The sequence below is a fragment of the Bradyrhizobium sp. SOJA106 genome (assembly GCF_059448745.1).
On the sequence record NZ_CM182549.1, the window covers coordinates 1,914,473 to 1,937,094 of the forward strand.

12 protein-coding genes are annotated in these 22,622 nt (G+C 58.7%); 7 read left to right on the top strand and 5 right to left on the bottom strand.

Annotated elements, in window-relative coordinates; genetic code table 11:
- Positions 1-430: 430 nt before the first annotated feature.
- Complete coding sequence (locus AC5V87_RS08620) at positions 431-1,726, top strand: glycoside hydrolase family 28 protein (RefSeq protein WP_495370643.1); 1,296 nt, start codon at positions 431-433, stop codon at positions 1,724-1,726.
- A gap of 260 nt (positions 1,727-1,986) precedes the next feature.
- A complete protein-coding gene (locus AC5V87_RS08625) occupies positions 1,987-2,991 on the top strand; it encodes a pectinesterase family protein (protein ID WP_495370644.1) in 1,005 nt (334 codons plus the stop codon).
- A 795-nt stretch (positions 2,992-3,786) separates the two neighbouring features.
- Here AC5V87_RS08625 and AC5V87_RS08630 read toward each other — a convergent pair.
- Positions 3,787-4,410 (bottom strand): J domain-containing protein, encoded by a 624-nt coding sequence (locus AC5V87_RS08630; RefSeq protein WP_495370645.1) that lies wholly within the window; start codon positions 4,408-4,410, stop codon positions 3,787-3,789.
- A 2,015-nt stretch (positions 4,411-6,425) separates the two neighbouring features.
- On the opposite strand from AC5V87_RS08630, the gene AC5V87_RS08635 reads away from it, so the two are divergent.
- Both AC5V87_RS08635 and AC5V87_RS08640 read left to right on the top strand, forming a co-directional pair.
- The gene (locus AC5V87_RS08635) at positions 6,426-6,761 is read left to right on the top strand and encodes a hypothetical protein (protein ID WP_495370646.1); all 336 of its coding nucleotides are present in this window, start codon (positions 6,426-6,428) and stop codon (positions 6,759-6,761) included.
- 230 nt (positions 6,762-6,991) lie between these two features.
- Positions 6,992-8,524: a methyl-accepting chemotaxis protein gene (locus AC5V87_RS08640; protein ID WP_495370647.1), complete on the top strand. Its 1,533-nt coding sequence runs from the start codon at positions 6,992-6,994 to the stop codon at positions 8,522-8,524.
- An 841-nt stretch (positions 8,525-9,365) separates the two neighbouring features.
- On the opposite strand, the gene AC5V87_RS08645 is transcribed toward AC5V87_RS08640, so the two are convergent.
- Positions 9,366-11,192 carry an NEL-type E3 ubiquitin ligase domain-containing protein gene (locus AC5V87_RS08645; protein WP_495370648.1) on the bottom strand — a complete coding sequence of 609 codons (1,827 nt, stop codon included), beginning with the start codon at positions 11,190-11,192 and terminating at the stop codon, positions 9,366-9,368.
- Positions 11,193-11,862: 670 nt separating this feature from the next.
- Here AC5V87_RS08645 and nopM point away from each other — a divergent pair.
- Positions 11,863-13,608 carry a T3SS effector NEL-type E3 ubiquitin ligase NopM gene (nopM, locus tag AC5V87_RS08650; protein WP_495370649.1) on the top strand — a complete coding sequence of 582 codons (1,746 nt, stop codon included), beginning with the start codon at positions 11,863-11,865 and terminating at the stop codon, positions 13,606-13,608.
- Between the two features lie 635 nt (positions 13,609-14,243).
- The gene (locus tag AC5V87_RS08655) at positions 14,244-16,484 is read left to right on the top strand and encodes a hypothetical protein (RefSeq protein ID WP_495370650.1); all 2,241 of its coding nucleotides are present in this window, start codon (positions 14,244-14,246) and stop codon (positions 16,482-16,484) included.
- A gap of 673 nt (positions 16,485-17,157) precedes the next feature.
- On the opposite strand, the gene AC5V87_RS08660 is transcribed toward AC5V87_RS08655, so the two are convergent.
- The 3 genes from AC5V87_RS08660 to AC5V87_RS08670 form a co-directional block, all read right to left on the bottom strand.
- Entirely contained in the window at positions 17,158-18,966 is a 1,809-nt protein-coding gene (locus AC5V87_RS08660; RefSeq protein WP_495370651.1) for a hypothetical protein, read from the bottom strand.
- A 322-nt stretch (positions 18,967-19,288) separates the two neighbouring features.
- The gene (locus AC5V87_RS08665; RefSeq protein ID WP_495370652.1) at positions 19,289-20,629 is read right to left on the bottom strand and encodes a carbohydrate porin; all 1,341 of its coding nucleotides are present in this window, start codon (positions 20,627-20,629) and stop codon (positions 19,289-19,291) included.
- Between the two features lie 572 nt (positions 20,630-21,201).
- On the bottom strand, positions 21,202-21,684 hold the full coding sequence (locus AC5V87_RS08670; protein ID WP_495370653.1) for a hypothetical protein: 483 nt from the start codon (positions 21,682-21,684) through the stop codon (positions 21,202-21,204).
- 256 nt (positions 21,685-21,940) lie between these two features.
- Here AC5V87_RS08670 and AC5V87_RS08675 point away from each other — a divergent pair, with 256 nt between their 5' ends.
- Positions 21,941-22,513, top strand: coding sequence for a hypothetical protein (locus AC5V87_RS08675; protein WP_495370654.1), 573 nt, complete (start codon positions 21,941-21,943; stop codon positions 22,511-22,513).
- The last annotated feature ends 109 nt before the right edge of the window (positions 22,514-22,622 follow it).

Sequence of the window (22,622 nt, forward strand, 5' to 3'; positions counted from 1 at the left end):
TCCCTCCCGAGGGCGCATGAATTATGACGAACTGCCTGGCTAAGTCCCACACAATGTGGTTCGGCGGAAGGTCGGAAAACAGCAGTCACTTCGTCCGTGCGGCGTCAGACAGAGCATTCCCGGCGAATGTAAGTCCGGCGCCAACCGTTAAACTCGTCAGCTTTTCGAAAGCTTGTCCGAATAGGGACTGATCAAACTGACCCGCACGAGAGGTTGCTGTGGACTCGCACACGAGCTCTCGAACCGTCGCACATTTCCCTATCGTTTTAGGCGCACATGCAAGGTGCTACTGCACGATCGCAACGTCAGGACTTCTGCTGCGTCTTACAAATGTCATCTTGCGCAGGCCCTTGACACGTGGGCGGCTCGATCCAGGCGCTCCAGCAGACGCAATCGGCAGAGATGCACCTGACAAAGTACGAGGAGGTCGATGACAAAGCGTTTTCGCAACTGGGCCGTATTGTCCATACTCGCCTCCATGGTGGTCTGCCCCGCCGCAAAAGCGCAAGACCGCCGGACGATCGCCGAACCTGTTGCACCGAATACGGTCTGCGATCGCCCTGTGCCTTCCGGCAAGAACGATACAGTTACCCTACAGGACGCCATTGAACATTGCCCGGCTGGCGCTGCAGTTTATCTCGGGCGCGGCGAGTTTCACTCAGGTCCACTCGAGATGAAATCGGGCGTGACCTTATGGATTGGGCGCGGTGCGGCGCTGATCGCCATCCCCGAACCAGCTGCTTACGATAGGGGCCGGGGACAATGTGGTCGCATCATGGGTAAGGGCGACGCTTGCCGGCCATTCATCAGCTTTTCCAAAACGCGTGGCGGCGGCATCTACGGGGAGGGCATCATCGATGGCCAGGGCGGCGCAATTATGGGCGGCGGCGCCGAAACCTGGTGGCAGCTGGCCCGCCGCGCGCAAGCTGAGGGCGGCAAGCAGAACGCCCCGCGCTTGATCCAGATCGATCATGCGCAGGACATCACATTCTCTGGTATCACCTTGCGCAACGCTCCAAATTTCCATGTCGCGATGAACCGGGTCGAGGGTGCCACTTTCTGGGGCCTCACCATCGATTCACCAGCGGATGCGCGCAATACCGACGGCATCGATCCCGGCGCGAGCCAGGATGTGACCATCACCCACAGCTTCATCCGCACGGGAGACGACAACGTTGCGATCAAGGCCGGCGACAACGGCTCGAGCAGCCATATCTCCATCCTTGATAATTATTTCGGATGGGGGCACGGCATGTCGATCGGCAGCGAGGTGAATTCCGGAGTTAGCGACATACTGGTTCGCAATCTGACGCTGGACGGTACGACGTCTGGCCTGCGCATCAAGAGCGATGTCAGTCGAGGCGGTCTGGTCGAGCGCGTGACTTATGAGAACGTGTGCCTGAGGGGCAACCGGTGGCCGGTGGCGTTCGATGCAAAATATGATCCGCGCGCACAAGGCACGAGGATTCCGGTCTATCGGCAGATCGTTCTGCGCCATGTGCGTGGTGACAATGGTGTGCTGCTGATGCGCGGCGTAGACGAGCGGCATGCCCTCGACGTTGCACTCGAGGATGTCCGATTTGCCAATTCCGCGACTTGGCAACTCGAACACGCGAAGGTGACCGCGGGTCCCTCTGACGTATCCCCGCCGCTGCCGGGACGAGCCACAGAACCGCTGCGCGGATCGGAGGCATGTGCCAGAGCATTCCGCGACGCCCATCGCTAAGTACGACACCCGGTGCCGAACCCGGCTGGTGAGTTCGGCACCGGCCGGCCTAAATCGCTGGACTTGCAGAACCTCAGCCTCATGTCCGGTACTTCGTTGCGGGCCGCAGCCGGCTTTGCAGGACCGCAATTGCGAGAGTCAGGTAGGGATTCTGGGCTGGCGAGGAAAATGTGTTTGACAATGCACGGCGGCTATCCCGCGGCGGTATCTCATATCGACTGCGTCGATCGTGTCGCGAACTCAACGAAGAGTGAGATCATATGCGAATTTTCGTGCCTTCCGCTGCGCTTCTGGTCCGATGTTTCTGCATCCCGGCAGCGTACGCTGAGCCACTATTCGTATCGCATGCCGGAAATGCAGACTATCGCTCCGTGCAGCAAGCCATCGACGCGTTGCCGGCGGAAGGCGGAAATGTCCGGATCGCGCCGGGCGTCTATCGCGAGAAGGTCAAAATCTCCAAATCCGGTATTCATATCGAAGGGACTGGCAGGAAGCCGGAGGATACGGTCATTGTGTATGGCGACGGCGCGATCAATGTAGGAGGAACCGCCCGTTCGGCGACGCTGGATGCTTCTGGCGATGACTTGCGGCTCGAGAATCTGACCATCCGGAACGACTACGCCCTCAATCCGGCCAATCCCCCCTCGCAGGCGGTAGCGCTGTCCGTTACCGGAGACAGGGACGTCGCTACGCGCGTCCGCCTGCTCGGTGCCCAGGACACGCTATTTGCCGGCAAGGGACCAAACGGCAGAATGTCACGACAATACTTCTCGAACTGCTACATCGAAGGACATGTCGATTTCATATTTGGCAACGCCAAGGCCTGGTTTCGGCAATGTGAGTTGCACGGCATCGCAAATCAAGCGGTCATCTATACCGCTCAGAGCAAGGCAGCGCCGGATGAAGACAGTGGCTATGTTTTTGATCATTGCAGGCTAACTGCCGACACTGCTGCGGGCTATATCGCACTTGGTCGCCCTTGGCGCCCCTACGCCACAGTGGTCTTCCTGGCGGCGAAGATAGATGCCCCCGTGATCGCGGAAGGTTGGCGCGAATGGACGCCCGGCAAGACCGATACGTTGAGGACGAGCTATTATGCTGAATACAGATCCTTCGGCGTCGGGGCCAACCCCTCAGCCCGCGAGCCTAACTCCCATCAACTGACAGATGGCGAAGCTGCGAGATGGTCGCTGAGCGTGTTCTTCGGAGGCGCCACAGATTGGCTGCCAACGGAACGATATCGAGCGAACGCAAAGAAACGGTGACGAGACGACGGCGATCGTCGCATGAATGACGGGGAGTGCGGATATGACGGCGGCCTGGGCTGTCACCGACATCGCGCTGGGCACCATATTCGTGGGGGCTCACCAGACGGTTACTCACGAAGAGGGAAACGCGCAACTGCGTGCGATAGCCCAGTGCTTGATGAACGCGATGCACGGTGTGGAGTGCGATCAAGTTCACGATGCCTGCCTTGCCTCGCTGCGATCGGGAGAGCCCTTGAGATAGGTTCGGGGCGCGGGGCTCTACAGCCCCTGGCTATGTCAAAACTGGCCGCGAACGCCGCGATCCATCGGCTCTCGTGCTCGATCGTTGATCCGGCGCTACCGAGCGAATAGGCCTGGACGGGTCGCTTCTGCGCCGAAACCCTTTCCATAGAGCCAACGAGTGTCCCCAGATAGGTTTGTACTTTCGTGTTGCCTCTCGAACAACGGAGGGATCGATCGTGCGCAACTCCTGTTGGAGCTTCGAAGGTGGAACCGGCGGTGGTAGCAACTCAGCCGCCAGGAGTGGAAGGAGCCGTTTGGCATTTCCACGAACTCACCGCTGAGCCGATGGAGCCGCCCACGTGCGCAGGATCTTGCCACATCCCTTTTTCCGGCCTTTCTTTCTCACCGCTGCGCGGGACTTAACGAACCGGTCATCGTGCCGATTGTCCGCCAATGGTCGCCCGAAAGCGTTAGCCAGGGAGGTCAAGTGCACGCGTAGCCAGAGCAAAGCTCTGGATGGTTCCATCCTCCACTTCACATGCGCCGTTGAGGTCCACTGAGATGTTCGGGCTAGCTCTCGCGCACCACGGTCTTCAGGTACTGGTACGCCTTGATGATCTCGACCAGGCGATCCTCCGTCGACCGGTCGCCGCCATTGGCATCGGGATGGTGCTGCTTGACCAGCATCTTATACTTCGCCTTGATCTCGCCGAGCGTCGCATTAGCATTGAGGCCCATTACCTGCAACGCTTTGCCCTCGGCATTGAAAATCTTGCGTACCTTGGGCTTGGCTTCCGCGCGGTGGCGGGCGCCGGCGCGTCCGTCCAGCTCGACTAGCATGCAGAGGGCATCCCAGTCGTCCTCGAAATTGGCAGTGCTGCCGGTCATTTTGTGTGCGCTGATGCTCTCGCCCATCTTCCAGGTCGGACGATGGCCGGTCAGCGCGTCCTTCTGGTAGCGCGCGACCGCTTCCGCATCCATGCCCGAGAAGAAATTGTAGGACTGATTGTATTTGCGAACATGCTTGATGCAGAAGTGCCAATAGGCGCGCGCATTGTCGCGGCCCTTGGGCGCGGGATGGGTAGCCTTGTTCTGGCAACCAGGCCATTCGCATAGCGCCGCCGGCTGGCGCTTCTGCGCTTCCTGCTTATTGATGCGAATGGAGTCGAAGATTTTGAATGTGTCGATCAACATGACCTGGCTCCGTTTGCGCAGCGGCAGTTAACAGCGCCGCTTCTATGCTAGAGACGTGGTTTGGACGGCAAGTCAGGTCCGACACGGCCTTGCGTCCAGTCAGTCGCATGATGTAACGGGCACTTCCTAGCAATGGACATGCCAGGACGCGCGAGCTTGGTTTACATCATCTCTTTGCGATTTCAGATCAGCTCAATCGCAATTTGCTGTCGGGTTCTGCACACGGACGTGTTTAATATGACCGGTGCGAATACTCTCAAGGGTCCAGCGAAGGGCAATGCTCGGTAATGTGCGCAGCGAGGAACGCGAGCGGCGTCTTCTCAATTTTGCTTAGAAGCTCGGAAAGTCTTCCGTCTTCGTAGCGAAACAGAAAGCGCAATGTCGCGATCTGAAGGGAATTCGGCCCCGCTCGTTCACGGATCAATGCAAGTCACAGCGCCGGCCCGCCGCTGACGAAGCCCCTGCTTACCGGCCGACCCAGCAAAGTCTCGGACGTTTCGCTGTTGGAGCGGCTGGATGCTGGCGCTGGCACGACAGCCGTGTTGTAGGAGGTGCTTGGCAAGGCGCTGGTCCACGTCCCGGATGCAGCTCTAATGGTTATGTCGAGGCAATTCGTTTGCGGGGAGTCGGATCCTATGAAACACCAGTTTGTCGCCAATTGCCTCAGAGCATCGTGTGCCGAAGCGTCACCCAGCGCGGCGATGTCGCCTTTAGACAACCATTTTTCGACCCCTGGCGCTTTTGGCAGTTTGGCGACGACGGGACATGCACCGTGAATCAGAAATTGGATCTCGATTATGCCCTCGTCGGGTACTGGAATGCATGACCCAAAAACAAGCGAGACGATCAGTCAGCGAATATCCTTCTTAAGGATCGGGCAGAAGAGCATTTCGGACATCGTGCATGAGTACAACCCGCCTGTTGTGGGAGTTGCAGCCCTATGCGCATGCGGTGCGGCCGGCCCGCAGTGGCACCGATGGCTTTCGGCAGCGCAACTCTATTTTCCCGAAAAGTTGCAGAGCCTGGACCTCACGTCTTTACGAAACAGCTCTACCAATCTAGGGAGCGACCGCGGTCAAGACGTGAAACGCAATCGGTGCGACTTCGTCATTAAGCGGAAGCCCATGATCGGTTCAAACTCTCCTCCAGCCTGCGCACCTCCTCCGCGCTCGACGGCGACAATCATCGTTGCCGTCGCTAGCCCTGCCCAACAGAAGGTCACCTTGATCCCAGGGCGTCGCATTCGCCTGTCGCGCCGTCGGCCCGCATTCTATTTGCAGATCAGTATCTGCGGTGGTCCGGCGGACCAGAGTAGGAACCCAATAGAGGATGGCGCAGCTATCGGCCCTGTGAGGCGATTCCGGCCAGTAACCCGTCAAAACAACTGCTTTGCATCCGGGAGACCGGTGCGCAGCGATCCCCGGGACCTTTCCGTCCGTTGACAAGTGCCCCATTGCCTACACGTCTGCTTGCACCGTCTCATCATTGGATGCCGAAACGCCAAGCTTCCCCGGAGCAAGAAGTCATATTGAGAGACATAGGGTTGGATGCCGCGGGCATCCGGCGCGGGCGCCGACCATGAGGGGCAGCCTGGCCGTCGGATCTCGGTCAGCTCACTGCCTTCGTCGATTTCCTGTCGGCAACCCAAAAATTTTTTGCGGGGTCGTCGGTGGCTGGATTAGCCGCTCGAACCCACCTGGTACATGCTCGGAAATACTGTAATGCGTTTTTAGTGCGTTTTGTCACCCGCCACGAAGAGTTTCTGCGCATCTCAGGGTGCCGGCGCGGTAATTCAACGTTCGTGTCGCCAGTGCAGCCTGCAATTTAAAACGATGTACGCGGTCAGTCGTTGATGCGCGCAAAGCGGACCATCTGCATTTAAAGAAATTTGTTAACTCTAGCCGACTTACAACCTTAGCGAACACGCGGTCGCTGAGCATGTATGTCGAGTTATCCGCAGAACCATTCGCATGACTGCGCGCCCGTATTTTTGAGGCACTTCGGTCGAGTTCAAAATGTTCAATGTCGTGAAATTTCGTCGACCTGGTGCGCCCATGCGGCGTACTGAGCCAATGCAAACGATGGCGATTGCTAAGCGCGACGCGCCATTAGCGCCGATCGCAACAGTATGTGATTCCAGTAGAGGTGCAAATCAGCGGCTCAAAGCCGCCCGCGCCAATGCCAAGCTCACGATCGCGCGTGCGATTGCCACGCTAGAGGAGAACCATCGTCAGATACGAGCGGCCATACACAAGATTGCCGATTCATCAGCTAGGGCCAGGCTGGAAGCCGATCTCGATCTAGTCGAGCGAGGGCTTGCTCTCGCCAAACGGAAATCTGCCAGCCTTTAGAGCTGACGGTCCTCGTTTTACGATGGGGTCGCTGAAGTACATTCGAGGTAAGACCACCACCCTTTAGCAGAGAGCCACAACAAGTGTTTGCAAACATCAAGATCACCGGTCGATTGATAGCTGGGTTTGGATCGCTCCTTCTGATGTCCGTTGCAATTGTCGGTTACGCGATCCATACCTCCCGGAGCGCGAGCGGATCGTTAGCGACTGTGGTTCGCCAAAAGGACCACGTGGCCGAAGATGAGCGTATCGAGAAGCAACTATTTGAAGCTCGGATGCATGTATGGATGGCCTTGGCAACCGATGATCCGTCGCATTGGGAGAAGGCCGCAGACACCTATAGGCGAACATTTGCACGGCTTGAGGACCTCGCTGCCGACACCAAGGACGTGGGGCGCCGGGTGCGAGTGCTGGATCTCAAAAAAGCTGTCGAGGACGATGAAACGAAGGCGCTCGGACTGAAGGAATTTAGAGGAAGAAATAGCGCGCTAGACACGCCCGCGGCGAAATCGGCCGTAAATTCCGCACTCGCCGCCGGTGGTCGGGTTGACGAACTCTCAGAGCCGCTCGCGATTGATTACGATAAGGCTTCGAAAGCGACTGCGCTAAAGGCGGAAGATGACCTTGGATTTGGCGTGATGATAGCCTTGATCCTTGGCACTCTCAGTTTGCTGCTGGGTTTCATCCTCGCGGTGTTTACCTCGCGCAGCATTAGCAGCCCGATCCGGAATCTGACAGCATCGATGCTCGAGTTGGCCGAAGGCAATTTCGATGTTGTACTCCACGGTCTTGGTCGCAAGGACGAAATTGGGGAAATTGCGAATGCGGTCGAAAGGTTCAAGGTGAAATCGGCCGAGAAGGCGGAGGCGGAAGCCCAAGCCAACCTAGCTCATGATCGTATCGCTGCTGAGCAACGAAAGTCCGACATGCGCAGGCTTGCAGATGCGTTCGACGCGGCCATCGGGGAAATTGTCGAAACCGTTTCCTCGGCGTCCACAGAACTGGAGGCGTCGGCTCGCTCACTGGCAAACACTGCCGAATCGACACAGCGACTCTCGACCGCTGTAGCGTCGGTCTCCGAACAGGCGTCCGCGAACGTTCAGTCAGTTGCATCGGCCACAGAGGAAGTGTCGATTTCCGTAAATGAGATTGGCCGGCAAGTGCAGGAGTCAGCTCGTATTGCCAGTGAAGCCGTTCGAATAGCCGCGAGCGCTGACAAGCGCGTTCTGTCTCTCTCTGAGGCCGCCGGCAAGGTCGGTGACGTCATCCAATTCATCAACACAATTGCATCTCAAACAAATCTTCTGGCCTTGAACGCGACAATCGAGGCAGCCCGCGCCGGAGACGCTGGGCGAGGGTTCGCGGTCGTTGCATCAGAAGTGAAAATGTTAGCGAACCAGACCGCGAAGGCGACGAAGGAGATAAGTGATCAGATTTGTGGAATTCAGTCATCCACCAAGGAATCAGTGGCAAGCATCAAAGAAGTCACTAGCGTTATTGGCCGAATCTCAGAAAGTTGCTCGGCCATCGCGTCTGCTGTGGAAGAACAAGGCGCTGCAAACCAAGAGATTGCCCGGAATGTTCAGCAGGCGGCAATTGGTACGACCCAGGTCGCCACAAATATCGCCGAAGTCAATCGAGGTGCGGATCAGACGGGCACCGCGTCAACGCAGGTGCTTTCCGCTGCCAGGTCCCTAGCTGAGGATAGCAATCGTCTGAAGCTGGAAGTGCAGAGATTCCTGGCCAGGGTAGCGGAAGCTTAGCAAAGGTTTGAGCTCCTGAAGAAGCGCTGCTCCAGTGCGCATGCCCCTTTATCTTGGTCGGATGTATTTTCCACGCCGACCTCTCGGGGGCGCGACCGACGGACAAGAGCCCCAATAGGGCTTGAGGGCAGCAGCTGCCCACAATCATCTCGTGCAAAGCGCCACTTCGCGTGGAATGAGCGCACCTGGGAATGGAATGATTGCCGCTTTTCGTCAGGTCGAAGTCAAAGCTAGATGCGGCGTGGAACACGTTCGCGCAGCTCCGAACTTCGTCAAGCGACGTCTGTTACTGTACGTCTGATGGCTCCAGCGGCTTCGACCGAAAGAAACCGAACCTGCCGGAATGTGTTCAGGCCGCCATCAGCTCGGCTGGCCTTTCACCTACAAGGGCGGCCAATCGATAGGCCTACAAGTCCACTGCGGTTGATCTCAGCAAGCAGACTGTCGGCGCGATTCCTCGCCGGAATTCCAACAAGCCGTGTGCCCGCTGTCGCATCCGTCGCCACCGGATCACGAATGAACTCATAGGATAATGAAATGGACGGAAAGGCCTGCGAAATCCTCCTCCGGCCTCTTGGTGCTTACGTAGAAGCCTTGTGCTCAAACTCCAACTCGCCCAAACTATCGCTGCAAGCCAGGCGATCATTACGATGGTGGCAACTCCCAGGAATCCGATAGGAACTAGCTGATTGCCATTTCGCCGCCGTTCGCCGGCATCCAGGGTAAGAGACGATGAGAGCTGCCCGCCTGGCATAGACCGATGAGCTGAGACAACCATCCGGGTTGAGGACGACCTAGGAGTGACCGGGCCGAAAGCTGCTCTAATACTGCAAAGGCCGCTTCATAGGGTGAGGCCGTGCTCATTAAGCACCTTATCTCTGAGAGCCCCCTTGATCTCACGGGCGATCTCTTTGCGAACTGCGGCGCCCAACTCTATCTTGGCATCCTCGACAAGGTCAGCTTCGACCCCGATCAAACCTTTGTCGGTGAGCTGTTGCTGCAGCCGGCTGTGGAACTCCGTGCCCATTGCAGCAAGGAGCTGGTCGTGCGCCCTGGTGTGGTCTTCGGGTGCGATACGACTCACAACGCTGTCCCAGGGTTCCCAGTCCACCGCCAAATAGTCGGCGAATTCCGCCGCTTCTCGGTTGCGCACGGATGTCTCTGCGCTGTCAAAGTCAGCGTCGGTCACACCGGAAACCTCAAAGAAGCGCATGTTCGGGGCGACGTGTTGCAGCCCCAGCCGCTCGCGGAGCTTATTTTGATAAGCAAGAGAGACCTCAATGGCGTCGATGTCTTCGACGTTGTTGCCCGAGCCTAGCGCGTGAACCTTCTCGCGCGCAATTCTGTCCAGCGCGTCCAGGCGGAACATGACCCGCCCCAGATCGATGAGATCGGGAAGCCGGGCCTTGTTGTTATAGGCGCCGTTCTCGACCTCTGCGATGAGGCGTGCGGTCTGCATGCCGTTCCAGGTCAAAGTTCTGCGATCCTCGCAGCTCTCGTTGGCGTCCAGGGCTAGTTGGAAGTAGCGCTTACGCAATTCCGGGTTTTGCGCCACTTGGCGCAGATCATTGGCCACTGACTGCCGGAATTCTTCGTTGCCAGAGTTCACGGAGTCGAACAGTTTGCCAAGGAAGAGTGCGTATTCCCGGGCGCCCGGCTCTTCAGCGACGCTCCGCCAAGCGGCCAGCACCTCTCGATCACCCTCCTGTGGATTTCCCCGGAGCCAGTTTGCGACCGTTTCAATGAGAGCATCGGGCTGTTCATCGTCTGTCTCGGACAATTCACTTTCGTCATTGTGCGAATGGTAGACGGTTGGACCGGCATAGTTTTCGGCGCTTAGGATTGTATCCAGGTCCGCGAGCACCTGCTCGGGCAGAGGATTGTCGGTCAGAACTATGCTGCCAGGAGCGACCAATTGCGTCAGCAGGTCGTCCGGTAGGCTCGTCAATTGGTTTTGGCCGACGTCGAGAAAGTCCAGCGAAGCAGGGAGGTGCCGCGGCAGACGCGTCAGTTGGTTTTCGCTGACGTCGAGAAACTGGAGGGTGGCGGGAAGGGTCTCCGGCAGATTCGCCAACTGATTGTGACTGGCGCGGAGAAACTGCAGCGAAGCAGGCAGCGCCTCGGGCAGTTCCTGCAGCTGATTGTGGTTGAGGTCGAGATGTTCGAGCTCAGCAGGTAGGACGCTAGGCAGGCTCCTCAGCCGGTTTGAGCTCGCGTCGAGGCCTCTGAGCTCGGTCGGGAGTTCGGGCAGGGTGGTCAGCTGATTGCCCCTAACGTCAAGACGCCGGAGCGAAGCAGGCAGGCTATCGGGCAGAGTGGTCAATCGATTGAAGGGCACATCAAGCGCAACGATAATGCTCGGAAGTCTTGGCAGGCTTGTAAGGGACAGCGATCCAAGATCCAGTGTAGTGGTCTCACCCAGAGTATTCGCTCGGCGCACCGCTTCTTCCCGATCCTCGAGCGGGCCTACCTCCGGTTCGGCAGCCCAATTCTCAAGCGCCCCATTTCCATCGCCCTCGATATGGGCGGAATCTCCGGAGTTTGCTGCGGAGCCTGTCACCATCGCGTTCCACTGCGCCGCGTCTTCGTTTTGCCCGTCCCGCTGTCCGGAAGATACAGAAGGGATGCCACCGTTGCGCTGAATATGTCCTCTCTCAAATGGATCCATCCCACCCTCCTCACGAAATTGAGCGCAGACTCAGCCCACGGTGACGATGCTCTAGGAACATTAGCTTTCGATAAGCTGACAGACTGTCGCCGGAAGTGGCATCGATGGCAACGAAGCTGGCATGACCTTGGGTGCAGGATTTGATCGGCCGATCCCCTGACCGTAAGAAATTTTCCGCTGACGTGTTTCCGCGCATAACCAAGCAGCAGCGGCTCAAGTATAAAGCCCGCGCGTGGCGGCGGTGCCTTTCTCCAACTGCCTGCGAAGCAAGAGCGCACGCTCTCCAACGCCCAACCGTCCGCGTCGGTCCTCTCTCGTGCCAAGACAATCGCTGCCGCGCTGGTATTTGCCGTTGGTGGCGAGCCCCACGATCTGGGTGTTTTTGCAGCGACACTCGTCAGCTGATCGACAGGTGGGCCTGCTAAGGGCGAAGGCTGCCACCGTTGACGGTTCTCCGGACTTGTCTGGCAGCGAGATGGCAGACTGCGGGCAGCAGTATCGATCTATTGTCCAGGTTGGGCTCGTATCGGCCTGTGTCAAAGAGGTGCTGGACGGCAGTCGCGGACCACGCGCACAGGCCTCCGAATGATCATTTGCTCTGCGGACCTAGCTGCTTCGCGGCCTTGGGAAGCGGAGGTGTACTCGTTAGTTCTGACGGATGGAGAGATTGATGAACACAGGACACGCACAGCGGAGCGCGGCTTCCTCCCCGGGCGCATTCGAAGAGGTGGAGCAGGAAAGCTACCTCGGCGGCTTCAATCGTGCCGTCGCGAATTTGGTCGAAACGTTGACAGGGTATCGGACCCCAGCCTCCGCGCGCGCACAGATCCTGGACAATTGGGTTGCCGAAGAAGGGCAGGGCGAAGCCGAGAATAGGCGACAGGGGCGCAGACGAATCAGGAATTCGGATAACACAGGCTCGCGCTCGCTGGATTTGTCCTGGCTCTCACTGACCGCTCTGCCCGCCGCCCTTCCGCCAAGGTTGCTGGAACTGCGCGCCAGACACAACGAGCTAAGCAGCCTGCCTGCCGTGTTCCCCCCCCGTCTCCAGCGTCTTCTCATTAGCCATAATCGCTTGACCAGTTTGCCGGACGATCTTCCGGCGACCCTCTCTGAGCTCGAGGTCGTTGACAACAGCTTGACCAGTCTGCCGGCAAACCTTCCAGCCGGGCTCGAGATCCTGAACGCAAACGACAACCGGCTCATCAGCCTGCCGGACGCTCTCCCGAGCGGGCTCACCTCGCTTGCGGTCAGTGGCAATCAGTTGACCGACCTCCCGGTGTCCCTCCCCTCGTGGCTCGTTGAACTCAATGTCAGCGGCAATCAATTGGCCAACCTCCCCGACCCACTTCCGAGCACGCTCCAATCGCTCAATGTCAGCGGTAACCGGCTGACCAGCCTGCCTGAAGGTCTTTTAGATGCTGTTGTGCCGAATAATAGCCTCTACTACCCGCATCTGGAGAGCCTCGAATTGGAGGATAACGCGCTGCCGGACGACGTCCTCGCTCATCTGGCGGCGGCTCAAGCGCCACCGCAGCTTGCGCAGCAATCCCTGCATGAAGCTGCCGCACACTGGCTCGCAGACGACCCGGCCACGCTGGCCGAATGGCAGCACTTTGCAGATGAGCCCGGCGCCCAAGACTACGCACAGTTCCTGGAGAGGCTACGAGGCACCGTGAACTACGGCAATAACGGGTTTCGGCAAGCAGTGGCTGATGATCTGCGGCACGCGGCCGCCAATCCGACATTGCGCGAGCAGTTCTTTGCGCAGGCTTCCGAGGCCAACACGAGCTGCGAGGATCGCGTCACCTTGCACTGGAATGGTATGCAGACCGCGCGCATCAACGCTGACGTCAAGGACGGGCTATATGACGATCGCCTTGGCGATCTGATCCAGCGCGGCCGTGTCGCCTTCCGCTTGGAGGCGTTGGACGAGATCGCGCGCGACAGGATCAACTCGCTCGCCAGCGGCAACCCGAACGTAGACGACATCGAAGTCTATCTGGCCTATCAACATCGGCTGCGCGAGCCGTTGGAGCTCCATCATCTCGCCCCTGACATGCGCTTCCTGGAGGTCTCTCACGTCAGCGAGGATGATGCGACGGAGGCGCTCGACCTGGTGCGGCAGCGGGAAGCAAGCCAGTTCACCGACTACATGGCAAGCCGCTGGGAACCCTGGGAGACGGTGCTGAGGCGCCTCGCTCCAGACGAACATGCCGCGATGGAAGACCGGGTGCTCGACGCCATGGGCGACGAGTTTCAAACCCGCTTGACTCAGCGACTGGGCGAGCATGGTCTTCTAGGCGATCCGGATGCCGAGCGGGTGCTCGGAGCCCAAGTCCGAAACGAGATCGCTGGCGAGATCAAAGGCGAGGTCATGCAACGTGTGCTCGCAGAGCGTGGCCTCGAACTATGAGGCTCCCAAACCGCCGCAGCGATATCTACTGTTGCTCCGCGGCGGTACCTAAAGATCGATCGCTAAGGCTCGGCCATCGCTGCCAAGGTGCTTTTGCGTCTTGGCAATGCGCTCCTGTCGATGAGGGTCTTTCGGTCTTGACGAGTGACGAAAATCCTCGCGTGTCGGGTGAGGGCGTATCTACGCTCAGTCGAAGGCGCTTCGCGACGAGAGCTCCTCGGTCGAAAGTTGTCGAGGAGACCAAGGCGCGCAGCGGTGAAATCATCGGTTGCCGAGGCGCTGCCGAAGCCAGCCAGCTCGGTTTGACGAGGCAGCTAACTGCTCGGGCGGCGATGCTTGAATTCGGCGCACGATCGACAGGCGATCCATTGTTACGTCAGTCGAGGAATTTCGTCAGCTCGAACTTGGAGGCCGGCGAAGAGGTGCGGCAAAATTTGAGCGACCCCCGTCCCTAGTCAGGCGAGTGCCTATTCCGGGCCACTCTCGCGCCCAGTAATATCCTGATCTCGTCAGCTTTTCGAAAGGTTGCTGCTACAACAATAAATGATCTGACTCTTGCTGAACGAGCTGCTATTTGGCCGTAATCCAGACCGTACGGATTGCTGCAGGGTCTATGCAAACATGAGGAGAGCAGGATGGATCCGGTTGACCCATTCTTCGATTCAGGAGCCTGGATGCGAGAGTACGCCGCCCTTCAGGGGCGGAGTGGGCGGCGAGCGGGCAGCCCAAGCGAGCAGGGTGACTTTGAAAGGCGGCTGCAGGATTTGAATCTCGATCCGTCTGATGAAAGCAAGTCAGCTTCGCCTGAGCGGCCTCCCGCAGGAGGTGGTCGAGCAGTCCGGCGGGAGGATTTCGGCGGTTCGATGCGGGTGCCGCCGCACTCCGCTTTCAGGGAGAGTGCGCTAGGCGGCACGCGACGGAGCGTAGACATTCCCAGCTTCCAGCTTCCCGCTTCAGCGCAAGTGCCGCAGTCTAGTTTGCGAGATGATCTGTTCAGCAGCGCACGTTACAGCTTTCCGGACGCAGAGTCTGCCGCCTCGGCCAAGAGCGGAAAAAGCCGCGGATTATGGTCACGCTTCAAGTCGGGAATCGGCAAGGCCCTTGGCGGAAAGTCGTCGCGTGACGCGGGGGAATCTGACGTCTTTTCGACGAATGTACGAATTGATTATGCAAGGCAGCCGGGCCGGACGCGCGGGGTCAATTCGGCCGATGAGGAGCTCATTGAAGATTTCCGAAACAAGGCGACGGGTAATCTCAGCGACGGCACCATCAAGAATGCGGCAGCCGATTTGCGCCATTTGAGCGCGCGCCTGAGCGACGCCGGCAGGCCCTCGATTGCCGATCGAATTCGCCGGGAATTGCAAAACGCGCAGCTGGAAAATCCGGATGTGGAAAACCACCAGCTAGAAGCTGAGCTCGATGAGGACGTCGACACCTACGCAAAGGACCGCGGCAGGCGCATCAAGGCGGCCCTGAAGAAGCTCCGTGAAGTCGGTGCCGGAAACACCTTGGCAGCCGATGTCCGCCGGCTGGCTCCTCATGCTGAGGACGCACCCCTCATTCGCATGTGGGCGGCGGCGGAAAAGGCAACAGACAGGATCGATCCAAAGACGATCGACAGGCAAACTCGCCGCATGTTCAGGCTGAGTGAGTGGCTGCAGACGCATAATAGGCAGCCGATCGCCGGCCGACTTTCCACTCCTGGCCTCGCCCAGGATGTGGAGGAGTACAAGCGCGAAACGAAGGACAGCAAGATCAACGCTGATCTGGTCAGGCTCGGCCTTTACCAGCAAATCCTTGAGGCGAACAGGGCGCTGGGATTGCCGCCTCCTGAGGACCCGGGTCAGCCTTCTGCGGAAGCTGCTCGGCAGGCCCACTCGCCACAAGAGCTTCCCGCAACGCCAGCCACGCCGAGCGCGGGAGCTTGGGAATGGCTTGGAGAGCAAATGCACGGATCTGGCTCATCGATGCCGGCGCCGCAAAGCGGATGGCAGGCCGGCTCGTCCCAGCAGCTTCCCGCAACGCCGGCGACGCCGAGCGCGGGAGCCTGGGATTGGCTCGGCGACCAAATCCACGAACCTGCCTCACCAGTGCCGGCGCCGCACTGGGCCGCGCAGGCTCATCCGCCGCTCGAGCTTCCTGCCACTCCAGCCACCCCGAGCCAGGGAGCCTGGGCTTGGCTTGGGCAACAGATGCAAGAACCCGCATCGCCTTCGTCCGTGAGGCCTCGATCGTCAAACATCTACGGCGGTCTCGAGTCCTTCGTTGATCTGGACCCACCTACACCCCACGACTTGCGTGACGATGCGCGCTCCGCGCCAGCACCTGAATTTGCGGCCGCCTCGCCGTTCGCAGGACCGCCCGTGGGGGCTTCGGAGCTGCGGGACATTGGGGCGATCGTTGGCGCCAACTGGCGCCACGGCTCCCAGGCCGCTTCAGACGTGCTGATCGATGTCTTGGGCAACATCAATCTGCTGCCAAACCAGTTCGGGCCAAGTCAGTTTGCAATCAATGGGGAGCGCTATTCGGCGACATTTGGACCGGGCGGTCGCAGAGATATTCGCCTGATCCATCACCCGCGCGCCGCTGGGATGAACGAAGCCGGGCCATCCCGGCCGCTGCATCGTCCACGGCCAATCGTAAGCGCAAGGCAAACCGGGGAAGGTGCAGTCGATCTTGGCCATCTTATCCGGGGCGGCTGGGAGCATAGGGAGCGGTTCCTGCCGCCTTACCTCGTGCGCGTTTTGGAAGGCGAGGGCATCATGCCCCAGCCCGGGCGGCCGACCTATTTCGAAATCCGCGGAATCCCATATAGGGGCGAGTTGGTGGAAAGCGAAGGACGCGAGCGCGTTCGCGTTTATCCCGAACCTCGGTGAAGAAGCAAGTTGGCTGCAATTCCAAATGCTCGGCGGGCAGCTCGCGTGAGACCTTCTATCACGCCGCACTTGACCGGCGATGCACCCAATCGATGCAGATCGCAAAGGTGGGGCGTGAATACACGCCTGATTTCGACCGCGATGGATGATCAGTTAGTTCTCAAGCGGAAACCTCTCCGCTGCCTGTACATCAGGCCCGTGCCTGGCTCGGAAGGTTTCGAAGCGACGGTCTCTCAAGCGAGCGCGGCGTGAACCCGATCGAATCAAGCGACCCATTCAACACGGAAGTTTGTGTACAGGGTAAGCTGCCCTGCAAGATCCGCATCGGGTGAGACAACATCCGGCAGGTGTCAAATTGCATGACGACCGGCCCCCTGCGCGCATCGTCCGTCTCATCGTGTCATCATTAGTCCGCCGTGCCGTGTTCGTGGTCTGAAACAGGAGCGCGTCGGCCCGCTCGCTGCACGATGATTTAAGTCTGCGCCGAAGCCGTATCAAAAATTTATCAAGATACTGCACTTGAATGGCCGGTGCTCACGTCAGGCGGTACCGTCACGTTTACTGATACCGCACAGGGAGGAACGAGCACGCCTCCGCGCGAACAGCCTTATCGTCGAATGCGATGTCCCCTCGCACGAAAGCGGACGTCACGCCCTTCCTAAAGCTCCTCTGGTTATTCATCATCAAGCAGTCGCCGAAGCTCCCCTGGAGAAAACTGCTCTGGCTCAAAAGTAAATTCTTCTGGATCAATGGAAACAGGAGGAGCGAAGTGATCATCCCGGAGTCCGTGAAGAGCGTCGTGCAAGTCCTTTTCCAGTTGCCGCAGCTCCTCTGGAGGGACGGAGACGGGCGAGTCGCTGGGTAGATCATCGAGATGATCCAGTACTCGCCGAAGATCTGCCTGAGGGAGCTGCTCCGAATCGGATGCGACTTGCTCCTGGATGAAGGCCGAGGTGGCGGGTTGATCATCTCGCCCCTCGGTAAGCTCCTGTGCGTCTTCATCCTCGAGCAGTCGCCAAACCTCCGCTGGAGAGAACTGGTCTAGATCAATGATAAACTCTTCTGGATCAGAGGGAAACGAGGGATCAGGGGGATCCTCCGATTGCTGGTGAAGCTCGTTATGCAACGCCTTTTCCAGCTGCTGAAGCTCCTCTGAAGGCAGAGAAACTGGCGAGGGGATAGCTTGGTCCTCAAGATGGTCGCGTAGGCGCCGAAGTTGCTCCTGAGGAAGCTGCTCTGGATCGACCGCGACCTGTCCTTCGAGGAGAGCCGACGGGACAGGTTGATTGTCGTGTCCCTCCTGATGCTCCTCTTGCCAATTAGCTTCGTACGATGCGCGCTGCTGCGCAGCGGCGCTGTCGATGCGTGTCGGTTCTGTCAGTAAATTGCCCTCGGCATTTATGAGCGCCACATTCTGAGGGGATGGATCGAGCTTAGCGCGAGTACGCCCTGGACGCACGATGGGAACGACGCCCCCCGTCGATCGAAAGGTCCGCAGATACTCTAATGCCTTGAGCAGTCTCTTGCTACTAGAGGCACCGCTGAACTCGCGCACGTCACTGCCCTCGCTCAGCGATTTGCCGTCTAGCCGAGCAACAATGCTTGGTCTATTTTTTGCGAAGAGCCAACGGCTATAGCCGATAAGAGAACCTGCATGCTGCTTCGCCGTCACGGAGGCCGTCCCGCCCGCAATAAGCGCCTCCTCAAGCCTGAAGATATCGGCAGCATCCTCGGGATAAAGAGGTCGCCTGTCCCACTGCCCCCGGATTATGACGCCCGGTGAGGCGACCGGCATTGCTCCGCCACTTCCTCCTGAAGCGGCGCTTGCGGTCGGTTTCCGATATACCAGAACTTCTTCCAGATCGTTCAGCGTCCTCTGTCTTTTCGCTGCTCTCGATTGAGCTGTGTCATGTTCATGATTGATGGGGAGCTCCTCACTTGCCAGGAGATTGCTCTGGGCCCGTGGATCGATCGCCTCATCCGGGGATTGCCGGCCATCGTTAGATGCGTCTTTCGCTGAAGGGAGCGCGCGCCGTCGCCCACGAGAAACTACATGGTCGGGATCGTGATACGCACGAAGCACGCTTAGTGCAGTCTTCATGAGTGCGTCTTTAGGAAAGTAAGTATCTGCGTGATGAACCAGGGAATTGTGATCCGCTAGATCAGTCGTTTGGCCATGAGCACGCAGAGCATTGGCCAGTCGACTAAGTGCCTGAGTATAGAAGCTGACTGTGCTCGACTGGGATTTTTTCTGGGTCGCGTGTTGAGCAATCGCTCTGTCGATAACGTCCCGGTCTTCTGCAGATAGATGGGGATAGGGGCCCTCAGCGCTGACGGGAGCGGGTTCGGCCTGCCTTACCTCAGCCAAGTGCTGCTCAAAGCCATCTTGTCCGGCCTGGCTTGTCTGCGGCTCTTGAGAGACGGCGTGCTGCACTTGCGACCAAGCTGGCACGTTAAACGGGTCAAAATCTTGCGGGTCCACGCTAACCTCACTTCCAGGATCACCTGAACAGGTCTGCCTAGTCGCGTAAGCTTTCGAGAACCTGACGCGGCCATGGTTCCGGGCAGAGAGTTATTCGCGGTGGACAACCTCGGAAATGACCGCGCTCGGGACCAGCTTCTCCTCAACACTCCGCCTCACCTTGCTTGGGGTCCAACGACATCTTTTCTCCATAAGCTCTTGCAGCTGGCGCACCCCTACACGGGCTCGTCTCGCGCAGATGCAGCCGGTCTCCTCAACAAGATCGCGAAGCTCAAGTCCCATGCGGCACGAGATGCTGAAATCAGAATGGCGTCTGCGATGATCAGAAGAATATCAACGTAGATACCAGCAGATTGAGCGCGTGTTCAGTGTGGGGCGTGTGCGTGATGCCTGTGGGGTTATGAATGTATGATAGTCCCACGCCTGCATATATTCCCGGAGCAAGATGGGCGGTATATGTTCCAGTGATTGCCGTGGTATCGCGATGCGCAAGCTGGCCTTTAGCCAAGGCAGCATCCACCGCAAATTTGCTCCAGCTCGTCTTGCTAGCAACGATTGCAATCAGATCACTGGGCCGGCTATCAAAAGGCCCTTTCGCATAAAGACGAAGCTCGTAATATTGGCTGATCCTGTTGAGGTCAGGCGGAGCTCCCATGATGGAGAAGCCGCCATAGATGCCGCGCGACGGCATCCCACCCGCGTCATTCTGCCAGAGCTGCCTGTCCGCAGCGATGTAGTGAAAGTTATTCCCGCTCTCTCTTTGTTGCTTGGGATCCGCCAAATTCGTGTAGCGGCTACTGTTCAAACCAACGCCCGCCCGCAGCCACGTGTCGGGTACGCCGGCAGCAGCCTTGCTCTTGTAGCCGGCTTCTTCAACGAGAAGGATGCCCGTGTTGGCCGTGCTCCAGTTCAAGCCGGTGGGATTCTCGGTTATGTGGGCATAGGCACCATCTGGACTGATTGAGCGCTGGACGGAGACCTTGTTGTACAAGCGATCGTCAAAATTGTACTTCAAGTTGACCGCTGGCGTCGGCGCAGCATTGGTGCTCATCCCTGCCTGGAACAAGGCAGACATGTTCGATCCTGTAATTCCTCCGAACAATGTGCCGGTGAACTCATTTTGGTTTCTGAGGTAGCCAAGTTTGAGTTCTAGCGTCCTGTCGAAGAAAGTCTGGTAGTAGGCGAGCGTGTTGATTCCCGCTCGATCCGGTCCCGGGCGATCCCACGTCGAGTATTGGTGCTCGGCTCCTACGACAATCTGTCCGTCGGCAATGCCAAACCGGCTGAGATCGTAGGTAACGATCATGAAGTTTGCCGACGCGAAGGTCGGATTCTGGCCCATATAGAGCTGGTTTGCGATAGGGCTTCTGGTCGCATTCGGCAGCTGGTTGTTTGCAAAGCTGTTGCTTGTCCAGCCGATGTACCCGATGCCGACATCTGCCAGCGCCGATCTAACGCCGTCTTTGTCCTGATCAATCGTGTCCGCTGGGCCAGGTATGTTGAACCACAACCCTTTTTCACGCAGCTTGTCGTACCTTTCAAAGGGATCGATCGTCTTTTGCGGTCTCGTCTGAGCACCCGTGCCCGCATTGCCCTGCTTCTCGAAAGGCACTCCGAGACCTTCTGCTGGAGCCGAGGCAGGAGCGCGGATTTCCTGACGCATCAGGTCGATCGGGAGCCTCGCGGCCCGAGCGGGGGTCTTTCCTCTTTTGCTGGCCTGATCCACGGAGTGGTTACGAGGATCAAGTCCGCTCGCCGTTTGTCCCAGTACGGAATTGCCGACCAGACAAGCCGCTAGCGAAAGCGCGATAACAAGCCTAGATTGCTTTCCCCTTGATCTCAAATTGAACGAAAGTGCTGCCGTAGCCGAGTTTGTCCCAGGCGAGCTCGTCGCAAGAAGGCAATCACGCATGGCGTACTTCGGGCCCATGTCGCCCGGCGATGAATAGATTGAACTGCGGCCTGATTGGGCAGAGTGAGCTCCCGGCGTTTTCGCGTCCGAGGGCGAGAGGGACGAGCCAGAACACGATCTATCCGAAGAGGACCACCCAGGTTTCCTGAACCTCTCACCCCGCGGCACGACGATGATCTGGTCCGAAACTTTGCTGGTGCATAACGCCGGTGCGCCGAGAGCCAGAGGAGGGCGCTGGCTCGGCAGATGCTCACGACGAGCGCGCAGGGGCTTGCTGTCCTGGCCACCAAAACATTGCGAATGTCCGCCCTGCCCACTGTGTGTCAGGCGAGTCTGGCGGTGTCGCGCGTCTGCATCGAAGGGGGCTTTCTGGACGAAACGGTAGCTACCGGAAAGCAAGGCTCGCCGTGCAAGAGGCTTGGATTCACGAAGCGCTTTAGCGGTATCGTTCGCAGCGAAACACGAGACAATAGCCAGGCTTGAAGTTGCGCGCGCGCCAACCTCACCACAACATCCAACGTGATGGCCCAGAAGACCTGAGGAATCAGCCATCGAGCAGCTTTGGCGAGTAACGGCGAACAGTTGCTGGCGGCCGAGAGCGCGGCACAACCTGTCTTGCATCCGAATCCTTGACGTACGCGGCGTTCATTGGTCACGCTTGCCACGAGGCCGTCATCTCGAACAATCTGCTGGAATTGGTAGTTGACCAGGTACAGTTCTTGCCGTTCCAATCGGCCATTGCCGCTTGGCCGATCAGCCGTCGCCGCCCCGGATGAGGTTGCTGGTCCGGCAAGAGGGTGCTCCATCGAACACTCTGCACGAATGGGTGGACGGTTTGCATTCGTTCTGTGAGTAAGAAAATCCCGAGGGTTCTCCTGAATGGCGAGAATCTGCTGCGCCATCGCCGGCGTAGATGAGTAAGCTCAGTGATGACGCGATCATGGAGGACGCGCGCAAATTGTCGCGTTGCCTTGCTCAAGAAGTAGCTTCATAGGAGCAGGGCGGTCGGTCGGGAAGTTCGGCAAGATTGATTATTGTCGGCGCTCGCAGCTTCTGGAGCGCATGAGCATCGCAGTCTATCGCGTCGACGAAGCAAGCCTGCTGGGATCGCATCTTGAGCGAGGGACAATGGACTTGATGGATCAAGCGGCCGCTTCAGACTTGCGGCCGCTCTTGCACGGGCCGTCAAGACGGATCCTCCCGGTCTTGGTGCTCCCGCTTGTCCTCGTTGGCTCGTGTGCTGCTGGCGCCTGGCTTTGGGCTAACCTTGAAGCCTTTCTCGAGACGCCGGAAGCTTCAACGATGAGCCTGTCACTGGAGGACAGGGCATCCTTGTTTGAGATAAAGTGGGCACAACAGAAAGCCGGCGATGAGATCGCAGTACTCAACAACCGGATCAACGCTCAGCGGGATGACCTCAAAGGAATCCTGGATCAGATCGCCATGCTGACGTCGCGGATCGATTCGCTGCAGAGTTTAACACCTGTTCCTTCTGCTGCTTCCGAGCCTCCTTTGTCGTCAACCCGGGCTGCTTCGAGCGTCGCCAGGAAACGGTTCGGGCGATCCAAACCACAGGGACCTGTTTCCGTCGGAGGCGCGCCAGTGATCGCCCCACCGAAGACAGCCGAGCCTTGAGGTCTGAGACGCTGCAGGTGTGGTCGAGTCCCAACTGTGCTCGATGAGGTGGCCCGTAGGTTAGGAAAGCTGCCTGCGGCCGAGCAATACCCGAAGCTTGTGCGGGCGC